General features: G+C 68.5%; 1 pseudogene. It reads right to left on the bottom strand.

The window, feature by feature from the left end:
- Positions 1–552, bottom strand: a pseudogene (locus tag DBR24_RS32980) (HAD-IC family P-type ATPase); the annotation flags it as partial.

The raw sequence follows: 552 nt of genomic DNA, 5'->3' as shown, positions 1-552 counted from the left end.
TGCGCCGACCAGGCCTTCGAGGCCGAGTCCCGGTGCGCTGTGCACCTCTTCAGCGGCCAGCGGGGCGCGGCCGAACGCGCGGGCAATCGGGTGCTCGGAACGGTTTTCCAGGGCCGCGGCGAGGCTCAGGCACTGATCGCTGTCCAGCGCTGCCAGTGGCCGGATCGAACGCAGCACCAGGCGGCCTTCGGTCAACGTACCGGTCTTGTCGAAAATCACCGTGTCGATCTGATTGAGGCCTTCCAGCACATGCCCGCGTGTCAGCAGCAGGCCGAGTTTGTGCAGGGTGCCGGTAGCGGCGGTGAGGGCGGTTGGCGTCGCCAGCGACAGCGCGCACGGGCACGTGGCGACCAGCATGGCCAGGACAATCCAGAAGGCCCGCGATGCATCCAGTTGCCACCACAACAGACCGATGGCCGCCGCCGCAAGCAGCGACAACAGCAGGAACCATTGCGCGGCGCGGTCGGCGATTTCCGCCAGTCGCGGTTTCTCGGCCTGGGCGCGATCCAGCAGGCGGACGATGGCCGACAGCCGCGTGTCCTGACCCAGCGC

Origin of the sequence: Pseudomonas sp. HMWF006, from assembly GCF_003061205.1 — a bacterium.
Lineage (GTDB): Bacteria > Pseudomonadota > Gammaproteobacteria > Pseudomonadales > Pseudomonadaceae > Aquipseudomonas > Aquipseudomonas monsensis.
The sequence above is the reverse complement of the archived record's forward strand: the minus strand, read 5'-3'. Positions and strand labels throughout refer to the sequence as shown.